At 63.7% G+C, this 11,459-nt stretch carries 9 protein-coding genes; 2 read left to right on the top strand and 7 right to left on the bottom strand.

All coding sequences use genetic code 11. From position 1 onward, the window contains the following. Window positions 1–157: 157 nt before the first annotated feature. The 7 genes from LB577_RS19985 to LB577_RS19955 form a co-directional block, all read right to left on the bottom strand. Window positions 158–613 (bottom strand): hypothetical protein, encoded by a 456-nt coding sequence (locus tag LB577_RS19985; RefSeq protein WP_224688009.1) that lies wholly within the window; start codon window positions 611–613, stop codon window positions 158–160. Between the two features lie 115 nt (window positions 614–728). Further along, entirely contained in the window at window positions 729–1,907 is a 1,179-nt protein-coding gene (locus LB577_RS19980; protein WP_013895218.1) for an MFS transporter, read from the bottom strand. Between the two features lie 78 nt (window positions 1,908–1,985). Beyond that, the gene (locus tag LB577_RS19975; RefSeq protein WP_224688008.1) at window positions 1,986–2,726 is read right to left on the bottom strand and encodes an NUDIX hydrolase; all 741 of its coding nucleotides are present in this window, start codon (window positions 2,724–2,726) and stop codon (window positions 1,986–1,988) included. A 73-nt stretch (window positions 2,727–2,799) separates the two neighbouring features. Then, complete coding sequence (locus LB577_RS19970; RefSeq protein ID WP_031257380.1) at window positions 2,800–3,252, bottom strand: DUF983 domain-containing protein; 453 nt, start codon at window positions 3,250–3,252, stop codon at window positions 2,800–2,802. Further along, entirely contained in the window at window positions 3,252–5,570 is a 2,319-nt protein-coding gene (gene rnr, locus LB577_RS19965) for a ribonuclease R (RefSeq protein WP_224688007.1), read from the bottom strand. Before rnr ends, LB577_RS19970 begins: the two co-directional genes overlap by 1 nt. Before the next feature lie 6 nt (window positions 5,571–5,576). After that, a complete protein-coding gene (gene topA, locus LB577_RS19960) occupies window positions 5,577–8,189 on the bottom strand; it encodes a type I DNA topoisomerase (protein ID WP_224688006.1) in 2,613 nt (870 codons plus the stop codon). 339 nt (window positions 8,190–8,528) lie between these two features. Further along, window positions 8,529–8,906 (bottom strand): hypothetical protein, encoded by a 378-nt coding sequence (locus tag LB577_RS19955; protein WP_224688005.1) that lies wholly within the window; start codon window positions 8,904–8,906, stop codon window positions 8,529–8,531. Between the two features lie 280 nt (window positions 8,907–9,186). Between LB577_RS19955 and LB577_RS19950 the strand changes: the two genes are divergently transcribed. Both LB577_RS19950 and glmU read left to right on the top strand, forming a co-directional pair. Next, entirely contained in the window at window positions 9,187–9,933 is a 747-nt protein-coding gene (locus LB577_RS19950) for a cytochrome c biogenesis CcdA family protein (protein WP_224688004.1), read from the top strand. A 162-nt stretch (window positions 9,934–10,095) separates the two neighbouring features. Beyond that, entirely contained in the window at window positions 10,096–11,454 is a 1,359-nt protein-coding gene (gene glmU, locus LB577_RS19945) for a bifunctional UDP-N-acetylglucosamine diphosphorylase/glucosamine-1-phosphate N-acetyltransferase GlmU (RefSeq protein ID WP_224688003.1), read from the top strand. Window positions 11,455–11,459 lie beyond the last annotated feature (5 nt).

The raw sequence follows: 11,459 nt of genomic DNA, 5'->3' as shown, positions 1-11,459 counted from the left end.
TCCTTCTCCCCCTGTGGGAGAAGGTGGATCGGCGCGCAGCGCCGAGACGGTTGAGGGGTGGGTAACGGGGTGCCGTCGGCGCCAAGCTGGAACACCCCTCATCCGACCTCGCTTCGCGAGGCCACCTTCTCCCACAAGGGGAGAAGGGAAGGCCGCTTTATGCTTCTTCCTTAACCGCCGCAACCTTCTTCCAGTCTCCGGTCGTGTTCCACCAACGATTCGGGTTGGCGCGGTCGTCCAGCCCCTTGGACCTGCTGGCAAGGATCGGCTGAATGCGGATCACCGGCTCCTGATAGGAGTGCGCCTGGAAAATCGCCTCGACGACGCGGGCAGCCAGCGCCTGGTCATCGGGCAGTTCGAATGAAACCTCGACCGTGCCCGGGCGGCGACGCAGTTCGGTTTCGGCGCCGGCCGCTGCCCCTTCAAGCGGCCTGTAGCGCTCGATGCCGTGCGCGGACTGATAGGCGTTGCGGTCGTACTTGCCCATGGCCAGCGGGGCGAGCGCCACCACCGCGTCCATGATGCGGTCGACATCGGCGGCCGGAGCCTGGAAGCTCACAAGCAGCAGAAGCGTCATGCGCAGGGATGTGGTTTCAAAGCCGCTGTCGATCATGGGAGTGTCCTCAACTTCGGATGTTTTGGGGACACTCTTTTAACCGGGTCCTCCTGACAAGGTTCTGTCAGCATCGTGCCTCCGGGGGCGGACAAGGGCTTCGACCGGTGCGAGACTACAAGAGGATCTTGCGGATCAGCCTGAAGCAGACCAGGGCGATGTAGGCGCCGAAGAACAGGCCGAGCGACCAGCCGAAGCCGGACGGGCCGAATGCATCCATGCCGATGCCGATCGCCTGTGGACCGAGCACCATGCCGACGCCGTAACAAAGCACGAAGGCGGCGTTGGCGGATGCCAGTTCATGGCCGGAAAGCTGCGAGCCGAGATGGGCAAGGCCGATCGTGTACATGGCCGCGACAACACCGCCCCAGACAAACAGAAGGGCGGCCATCAGGTGCCAATTCTGCGCAAAGAAGGGCATGAAGACGGTGCCGACGAGGCCGACGGTGGCGCAGGCGAGCAACAGGTAGCGGCGGTCGCTGACGCGATCGCTGATCATGCCGATCGGGATCTGCAGCAAAACGTTGCCGAGACCGATCATGGTCAGCAGCAGTGCCGCGTCTGCTTCGGAATAGCCGATGCGGTTGCCGTAGACCGGAAACAGCGCGAAGCCGCCGGTCTCGACGGCGCCGAACACCAGGACCGCGGCGGTCGCCGACGGCACCAGCCAGATATAGCGCAGGAAATTGCTGGTTTCGCCATCGGCTACAATGCTCGGGCTCTCGTTGCGCGCGGCCAGCACCGGTATCGCGGCCAGCGTCACCAGCGCGATGATGACGCCGAACGGCCTGAAGCCGGAACTGCCGAGATGAGCGAACAGCCACGGCCCGGCGGCAAAGCCGAGCGACAGGACGGTGGCGTAGATGCCAAGGACCAGACCGCGCCGGTGCGGCGGCGCCGAGGTGCTGATCCAGAACTCCGACAGGATGAACAGCACCGTCAGCGCGATGTGCAGCACGATGCGCAGCGGAAACCACATCCAGAAATCAGGCGCGAAGTGAAAGCCGACGAAGGCCAGCGCGCCGGCGGCGATCATCGCGATCATGGTCCAGGCGACGCCAAAACGCATGGCGAGCGGCGTGGCGAGCGGGGCGCCCGCGATCGAAGCCAGGCCGGCGACGGCCGTGTTGAGGCCGATCATCGAAGCCGAATGGCCGCGCGTTTCCAGGATGACGCTGAGCAACGGCATGCCGAGGCCGATGGCGATGCCGACGACGCTGATCGACGAGATCGCCGCCACCATCGGCAGCCAATGTACGCGTTCGTCGCCCTGTTGTTGGGTATCGACCGTCATGAGATGCTGAATACTCTGTCTTTTTGATCTTACGCAATTCCGGACGGAAAACCGCGTCACGCTTTTCCTGGAAGTGCTCTAGAGAAGTTCGCGGGTGAAGCGGTTGCCGACAAGCCGGTAGAAGGGGACGGAGCCGCCGGGACGCAGCAGCGGATCATGGGCGAGGCGCTTTTCCAGCTCGTCCAGGATCATTCGCGTGATGTCGGGGATGTCGGCTTCCCTTGCCTTGGCAAGCGGCAACCAGACCAGTTCCTCGAGTTCGTTGGTCGGCCCGCCACCAGGCAATTCGACGGCGACATCGTCGCGCCAGGCGCTGAAGAAACGCGTGTCGAAGCGGCGCACCCGGTTGGGCGGGGTAATGGCCCGCGCGATAAAGCGTAGCATGTCCAGGGAGGGCTGCACGCCATGTTCGGAAAAGCCTTGCCAATCGCGCCTGGCGGTGGCGAAGACGCCTTTGCGGCCGATCAGCAGCCCGGCTTCCTCATAGGTCTCGCGGATCGCCGACAGGGCGATGGCGCGGGCGCGCGCCGCGCTTGTGCGGCCGGGACCGGCAAGCAGCTTTGCTTCCTGCTCAGCGTGCAACACGGTGGCGACCGGGATGCGGCTGTCGGCAGGGTCGGTGCGGCCACCGGGAAAAACGAATTTTCCGGGCATGAAGGCATGGCCGGCGTGGCGGCGGCCCATCAGGACCAGTACTTCATCGCCCTTGCGGTCGAGAAGGATCAGGGTCGCGGCATCGCGCGGGCGCATCGGCCGATCGCTAGGAGCGACCATGCTCCTCTCGATCCCGTCGACTTGCGCCTTGGTCATACCATCCATGCGCACGACCTAGCGGAAACTTCTTGCATGCGAAAGTGGCTTTAACCGTTGGCGTATTGCGCCAGCCTGCACCTCAGGCCCCGGGATGCGGCTCGATTGCATCCTTTTCGCCACCGAATCCGTGCATATAGAACGCCCATTGCAGTCCGATGACGGCACCTTTGACAGGCTGCAGCAGCGCAACCGACAAAAGGATGGTCAAGGGCACCCAGATGACGATGTGCTGCCAGGTCGACAAGGTCGACGTCGCTTCCACACCCATGAAGGCACCGAGAATGATGTGGCCGACAATGACGATGACCAGATAGGCAGGCAGGTCGTCGGCGCGATGATGGTGGATCTCTTCGCCGCAGACGCTGCAGGCGTCGACAGTTTTGGTGAAGCCGCGGAACAGCTTGCCTTCGCCGCAATTCGGGCAGCGGCCCAGCAGGCCGCGCTTCATCGCCGTCCACAGCGGGCGGGCAACCCGGCCCGAATGATGTTCGCCGCCGAAAACCTGTTCTTGCATCCCTAATTCTTTTGGCATCATCGTCTCCTGCCGCGCGAACCCGGTCGCGATTGCGACGCGCGGGCGCGGCCCTTGGCCTTGTGAAACGACTTGACGGAGCCTGGCAGGGGCTTCGGGTCGGTCAACATCTCGAAGCGCATCGCGCCGGCCATCGGTGCCACCTCGACGAGCCGGACCTCGACCCGATCCGCGAGCTGGTAGCCTTTGCCCGAGCGTTCTCCAAACAGGGAGCGGGCCGTTTCGTCGTATATATAGTAATCGCCGCCCAGAGTTGACACCGGGATGAAACCATCGGCGCCATACTGCGGCAATTGGACAAATAGTCCCGATTTGGTGACGCCGGAGATGCGGGCGTCGAAGCGGTCGTCGATACGCTCGGCGAGGTAGGCGGCGATAAGCCGGTCGACCGTATCGCGTTCGGCAGCCATTGCGCGGCGTTCCGTGCCGGAGATCAGCACCGCGACGTCCTCGAGCCGGGCTTCTTCGTCGCGCGTCAGTCCGCCCGGGCCGAGGCCGAGTGCGGCGATAAGTCCGCGATGCACGATGAGGTCGGCATAGCGGCGGATCGGCGAGGTGAAATGCGCGTAGCGCCTGAGGTTCAGGCCGAAATGGCCGATATTCCCAGGCGAATATTCGGCCTGGCTCTGCGAACGCAGCACCACTTCGTTGACCAGCCCTTCATTGTCGGCGCCGCGCACCCGCTCCAGGATGCCGTTGAACTGGCTGGGCCGCATCTGCGCGCCGCGCGCCAGCGACAGCCCAAGCGTCTGCAGGAATTCGCGCAGCGATTCCTGCTTGGCGAGCGACGGTGCGTCGTGGACGCGGTAGACCAGCGCCTGCTTCTTGGCCTCGAGCGACTCGGCGGCGGCGACATTGGCCTGGATCATGAATTCTTCGATCAGCTTGTGGGCATCGAGCCGCTCCGGCACGATGACGCGGTCTACCGTGCCGTCAGCTTTAAGCAGGATCTTGCGCTCCGGCAGGTCGAGTTCGAGCGGCTGGCGGCCGTCGCGTCCGCGCTTGAGGATCGCATAGGCATCCCACAACGGCTTCAGCACCGTGTCGAGGATCGGGCCGGTCTTGTCGTCCGGCACGCCGTCGATCGCCGCCTGCGCCTGCGGGTAGGCCAGCTTGGCCGCCGATTTCATCATGATGCGGTGGAAGGAGTGCCTGATCTTGTGACCGTCGGCGGAGAAGGTCATGCGCACCGCCAGCGCCGGGCGGTCCTGGCCCTCGCGTAGCGAACAGAGATCATTGGAAATGCGTTCGGGCAGCATCGGCACGACGCGATCCGGGAAATAGACCGAATTGCCGCGCTTCAAGGCTTCGCGGTCGAGCGCCGTGCCATAGCGCACATAGGCGGCGACATCGGCGATGGCGACCGTGACGACCACTCCGCCCGGATTCTTCTCATCGAGGTCCGGCGTGGCGAACACCGCGTCGTCATGGTCCTTGGCGTCGGCCGGATCGATGGTGACCAGCGGCAGGTCTCGCCAGTCCTCACGGTGATCGAGCGTTGCCGGCTTGACGGCCTCGGATTCGGCGATGACGTCGGCCGGGAAAATGTGGGGAATGTCGTGGGCGTGGATGGCGATCATCGAGACCGCCTTTTCGCTGGTCAGCGAACCCAGCACATTGAGCACCTTGGCCTGGGGCAGACCGTAGCGCGAGGCGCGCGCGGGCTCGACCTCGACCAGATCGCCGTTTTTGGCGCCGTTCTGGAATTCCTTGTTTACGATCAGTTCCGGCTGGCGCCGTTCCACCGGTTCGATGCGAAAGGTGCCGTCCTTGAGCACGCGGAAGACGCCGAGAACGGCATCGGTGCGTTTCTCGAAGATCTTCATCACCCGGCCGGTATAGGCAGGGCCGCCCAGGGCGACATTCGTCTCGTCGGCGGGAAAGGTCTTGGCCAGCACGCGGTCGCCAATGCCGGGCGCCGGTCCACCACCACTGCGCGACAGGCGGATGGACACGATGGGCGGCGGTCCATTGGCCGTGTGTTCGATGGGACGCGCCAACAGCACGCCGTCGGCGTCACGGTCGAAAATATCGAGGACCGTGACGTGGGGCAGGGCGCCAACGCGGGCCAGCCCCTTGCGTTCCTTGGTCAGGACACCTTCGTCCTGCAGGTCACGCAAAATGTCCTTCAGCCAGATGCGGTCGTCGCCGTGCAAGGCGAACGCCTTGGCGATGTCGCGCTTTCCGGCGCGATCGGGATTTTCGGCGATGTAGCGCAGGATCTCGTCACGCGAGGGCCGGTAATCGTCCTTGACCTTGGCCCTGGTGTCGGCGGTGCGCGGATCGCCGTGGCTTCTTCCGGTGATCTTGCGCGCCACGCCGTGCTACCCTTTTTTCTTCGCGGCCGGCTTCTTGGTCGCCGCTTTCTTGGTTGCCGGGGCTGCTGCCTTGCGGAACGGCTTCTTGCCGCCGCCGCCCTTGGCTTCCCTCTCGGCGATCAGCGCCAGCGCATCCTCGATCGTCACCGATTGCGGATCCTTGCCCTTGGGCAGCGTAGCATTGACCTTGCCGAAATTGACGTAAGGCCCGTATTTGCCGTCGCGAACGACGATCTTGCCACCGCCGTCCGGATGGTCGCCCAGTTCTTTCAAGGCAGCGGCGGTGCCGCCGTTGCGGCCGCCCTTGGCCTTCGATTGCTTCTCGGCAATCACCGTGACGGCGCGGTTGAGGCCGATCGAGAACACGTCCTCGATGCTGTCGACATTGGCGTAGGTGCCGTCGTGCAGCACGAACGGACCGTAACGACCGAGCCCGGCCGAGATCATCTTGCCAGATTCGGGATGTTTTCCCACATCGCGCGGCAATGACAGCAGTGCCAGCGCTTTCTCATGGTCGATGGATTCCGGCGTCCAACCCTTGGGCAGACTGGAGCGCTTGGCTTCCTTGCCGTCGCCGCGCTGGATGTAGGGGCCGAAGCGGCCTGAGCGCAGCGTGATTTCCTCGGCCGTGTAAGGATCCTTGCCGAGCACCTTGGTGCCGTCCTCGCCGCCACCATTCTCGCCATTGGGGTTGGCGGCGTCGCCGAGCTGGCGGGTGAAGGAGCATTCCGGATAGTTCGAACAGCCGACGAAAGCGCCGAACTTGCCGAGCTTCAGCGATAGATTGCCGGTGCCGCATTTCGGGCAGATGCGCGGGTTCGAGCCGTCCTCGCGCGCGGGAAATACCAGCGGCGCCAGCTCCTCGTTCAGCGCATCGAGCACGTCGGTGACGCGCAGTTCCTTGATATCGGCGACGGCGCCTGAAAAATCCTTCCAGAAGTCGCGCAGCACGTCCTTCCAGGCGAGCTTGCCGTCGGAAATCTCGTCGAGCTTTTCCTCGAGCGAGGCGGTGAAATCATATTCGACATAGCGCTCGAAGAAGCTCTCCAGGAAGGCCGACAGCAGCCGCCCCTTGGCCTGCGGCACCAGCCGGCGCTTGTCGATCGTGACATAATCGCGGTCTTCGAGCGTCTTCAGGATCGCGGTGTAGGTCGACGGCCGTCCGATGCCGAGTTCTTCCAGCTTCTTGATCAGCGACGCCTCGGAATAACGCGGCGGCGGCTCGGTGGTGTGCTGGGTGGCGTTGATCGCCTGGCGGGCGAGCTGCTCGCCGGCGCGGATCTCGGGCAGGCGGCGGTTTTCCTCGTCCTCCGCGTCGTCTTCCTTCTGGTCGGTGTAGGCTGCGATGAAGCCGTCGAAGCGGACGACGGAACCGACGGCGCGAAGCTCGGCGGTGCGCGAGCCGTTCACCGCCTCGATCTCGACGGTGGTCCGCTCGATCTCGGCCGGCTGCATCTGGCTGGAGATGGCGCGCTTCCAGATCAGCTCATAGAGCCGCATCTGGTCGGAATCGAGGTACTGCCTGACCGATGCCGGGGTGCGCATGAAATCCGTCGGACGGATCGCCTCGTGCGCTTCCTGCGCGTTCTTGGCCTTGGTCGTGTAGACGCGCGGCTTTTCCGGCAGGTATTTCGGACCGAATTCCTTGGCGATCGCATCGCGGGCAGCGTCGATCGCTTCCGGCGCCATCTGCACGCCGTCGGTTCGCATATAGGTGATCAGGCCGGTGGTTTCGCCGCCAATCTCCATGCCTTCATAGAGCCGCTGCGCCACCTGCATGGTGCGGGTGGCGGAGAAACCGAGGCCCGAGGAAGCCGCCTGTTGCAGCGTCGAGGTGGTGAAGGGCGGGCCCGGATTGCGCTTGGTCGGCTTGGCCTCGACGGACAGCGCCTTGAAGGTGGCACCCTCGAGCATCGCCTTGATGTCGTCGGCCTGCGCCTTGTTGGCAATGTCGAGCTTCTGCAGCTTCTTGCGCTCGAAGGCGGTGAGCCGGGCTTCGAAAGTCTCGTTGCGGGGCGTGCCGAGGATGGCGGCGATCTGCCAATATTCCTCGCGGATGAAGCGCTCGATCTCGGATTCGCGGTCGCAGACCAGGCGCAGCGCCACCGACTGGACGCGGCCGGCCGAGCGGGCGCCCGGCAATTTGCGCCACAGGACCGGCGACAGCGTGAAGCCGACGAGATAATCGAGCGCCCGGCGGGCCAGATAGGCATCGACCAGCGGCGCATCGATCTGGCGCGGATTGGCCATCGCTTCCAGCACCGACGACTTGGTGATGGCGTTGAAGACGACACGGCTGACCGGCTTGTCCTTCAGCGCACGCTTCTGCTTCAGCACTTCCAGCACGTGCCAGGAGATGGCTTCGCCCTCGCGATCCGGGTCGGTGGCGAGGATCAGGCCATCGGCATCCTTGACCGCCTTGGCGATGTCGGCGAGGCGCTTGCCCGAAGCGGTGTCGACCGCCCAGGACATGGCGAAATCCTCGTCCGGACGCACCGAGCCGTCCTTGGCCGGCAGATCGCGGACATGGCCGAACGAGGCCAGAACCTTGTAGTTCTTGCCGAGGTATTTGTTGATTGTCTTTGCCTTGGCCGGCGATTCGACGACGACGACGTCCATGAGGTCTCTTATTCAGCTGTGATGCGCCAGAAGAATTCCGCTGCGCGCGACGAAATCTCGTTCCTGTTGCCGCTCACATGGCCGCGCTTTCGCATCCGGTCAAGGGGAAGCGCCCAAATTGCGGGGATGCCGGCAGCAATACACTCTTAGAGTGTATGGAGAAAATCACAGAATTTGGCTGAGAAAAACGATGGTCGCAAATTGGCGAAAACGACCGAGCTCCGTTTCGATGAGTCGAGGAATGCCGTCCCTCGATCATGAGGCCGGCCGCCGACGGTATCGAAGGATGCCCGGCGACCAGCTGATGCCCCGCCAACAGGCGTGAAGCGGGAAGGAGGCTCAGTCGGCCTTGACGACGTGCCAGACGCCGGCGACACCGTCACCGCTCATGTCGCCAGCCTTCTTGTCGTTGACGAAGGTGTAAACCGGCTTGCCGTCATAGGCCCACATCTTGGTGCCGTCGGTGCGTTTGACAACGCTCCATTCGTCGTCCGCCTTGGCGCTGGCCGCGGCCTTCAGCGGCGGCCAGTTGGCGGCGCATTTGTCGTAGCAGTTCGACTTGCCCTTGCTGTCCTTGTCATAGGTGTAAAGCGTCATGCCCTTGGCATCGGTGTAGATCTTGGTGCCGCCGACATCGGCTTCCTTCCACGCCTCGGCGGCGAAGGATGCGGCGGTGCTGAGCAGAAGCGCGGCCAGCCCTGCGGTTATGATTTTCATGGAAACCTCCCTGATATGTGGAGACGCGCGGGAAATCGCGGTCTCGTTGTGTCAACGCCTGCCGGCCGGAGGTTCTTCCCGAAAGGGCTTGTGGGATATCGGTTGCTGGGCTTTGGTTGTCAGTAACAATTCCCTCGTTTCGGTCGTACTTGGTTGGGTGGGGTCAGCGAGATTGCCCGAACAGCGACTGGTTGCCACACATTGGTGATTGGCGCACAGGCCAGGGCTTCGCTATATCGGCGCCCAAACAGTATCGTCGCCGAAACAGCAGGGTTTTGGAATGGCATTGGATATCGGCTATGTCAGCGCGGTCGGGGCGGGCGCCATCTCGTTCCTGTCGCCTTGCGTGCTGCCGCTGGTGCCGCCCTATCTCTGCTACATGGCCGGTGTCTCGGTCGACGATTTTCGAGGCAATACAGGTGCGACGGCGCGTGAAGGCACGCGCGGCGCGCTGCTCTATTCCTCGATCGCGTTCGTGCTCGGCTTCTCGACCGTGTTCGTGGCGCTCGGCGCGGGCGCCTCGACCATCGGCCGGCTGCTGCGCGTCTGGCAGGAGCCGCTGGCGATGGGTGCCGGCGTGCTGATCATCCTGATGGGCCTGAATTTCCTCGGTATCCTGCGCATCCCGCTGTTGTCGCGCGAGGCGCGCTTCCAGTCGCAGGGCAAGCCGGCAAGTGCTGTCGCCGCCTATGTCATGGGACTGGCCTTCGCCTTCGGCTGGACACCTTGCATCGGCCCGGTGCTGGGACCGATCCTGACGCTGGCCGGCGGTCGCGAAACCGTGGGCGAGGGCGCGCTGCTGCTCGCCGCCTATTCGCTTGGGCTTGGCATACCCTTCCTGATCGCGGCGCTGTTTTCCGGCGCCTTCATGCGTTTTCTCGGCAAATTCCGCGTCCATCTCGGCCGAGTGGAAAAAGCAATTGGTGCGCTGCTGGTCGTTGCCGGCGTGTTTTTCCTGACCGGCGGGGTGCAGGCCGTATCGTACTGGCTGCTGGAAAATTTCCCCGTGTTGGGGCGGCTGGGCTAGCGGTCCGGCCGCAGGACGGGCGTTTAACGGACCGGGCGGTAGACCTACTGATTAAAAGCCACCTGCTCCGCCATCTCACCGGAATTTAACCGCATTGGTGCAGCATGGCGCCACTGCTAGCATGCTTTGATTCCCAACGCTTTTTCATATGGTTGTCCATCCATGAGCCAGAGAACCTGCCTGTCGATCATCCTCGCCGCCGGCGAAGGCACGCGCATGAAGAGTGCGCTGCCGAAGGTGCTGCACAAAATCGCCGGCCTGCCGATGGTCGCGCATGTGGTGAAGGCCGCGGAAGCCGCCGGGGCCGGCGACCAGGCGCTGGTGATCGGCCATGGGGCGGAGGAAATGCGCAAGGCCGCGGCAAAATTCGCTGTGAAGGCCGAGACCTTCGTGCAGGAAAAACGGCTTGGCACCGCGCATGCCGTGCTGGCTGCGCGCGAAGCGATATCAAGGGGTTACGACGATGTCCTGGTGATGTTCGGGGATACGCCGCTGATCGACCCGGGGGCGCTGACCGTGGCGCGACTGAAGCTGGCGGAAGGTGCTGCCGTCGCCGTCATCGGCTTCCGTACACCCAATCCAACCGGCTATGGCCGGCTGATCGAAAAGGGCGGCAAACTGGTCGCCATCCGCGAGGAGAAGGATTGCAGCGAGGAAGAGAAGAAGATCACCTTCTGCAATGGCGGGCTGATGGCGGTGGCCGGTAGCCAGGCGCTGAAGCTGCTCGACGCGGTCGGCAACAAGAACGCCAAGGGCGAATATTACCTCACCGACATCGTCGAGATCGCTAGCGGGCAAGGCCTCGATGTGGTTGCGACCGAAGCCAGCTTTGAAAATGCGCTCGGCATCAACAACCGCGCCGAACTGGCGCAAGCCGAGGGTATCTGGCAGGCTCGCCGCCGGCATGAGGCGATGCTATCGGGCGTGACGCTGATCGCACCGGAAACCGTGTTCTTTTCGCACGACACCGAAATCGGCGCCGACACCGTCGTCGAGCCGAATGTCTGGTTTGGGGCGGGTGTAAAGATCGCCGGCGGCGCCAAGATCCATGCCTTCAGCCATATCGAAGGCGCCACTGTCGCGGGCAATTGCGATGTCGGTCCGTTCGCACGACTGCGGCCGGGCGCCGATCTGCGGGAAAAGGCAAAAGTCGGCAATTTCTGCGAGGTCAAGCAGGCTGTTATCGAGGAAGGCGCCAAGGTCAACCATCTGACCTATGTCGGTGATGCGCGTGTCGGCGCGGGGGCCAATATCGGCGCCGGCACCATTACCTGCAACTATGACGGCTACTCGAAATTCTTCACCGACATCGGCGAGGGCGCCTTCATCGGCTCGAATTCCTCGCTGGTCGCGCCTATTACAATCGGCAAGGGCGGCTATATCGCCTCCGGTAGCGTGATCACTGAAAGCGTGCCCGACGATGCGCTGGCTTTCGGGCGCGCCCGCCAGAAGACGATTCCCGGCAAGGGCAAGGAATTGCGCGAGCGCTTTGCCTCGGCCGCGGCTGCCAAAAAGAAGTAAGACCG

The sequence above is a fragment of the Mesorhizobium sp. B283B1A genome, from assembly GCF_020165735.1.
Taxonomy (GTDB): domain Bacteria; phylum Pseudomonadota; class Alphaproteobacteria; order Rhizobiales; family Rhizobiaceae; genus Mesorhizobium; species Mesorhizobium opportunistum.
Note: the sequence above shows the minus strand (reverse complement) of the source record. Positions and strands in the feature narration are given on the sequence as shown.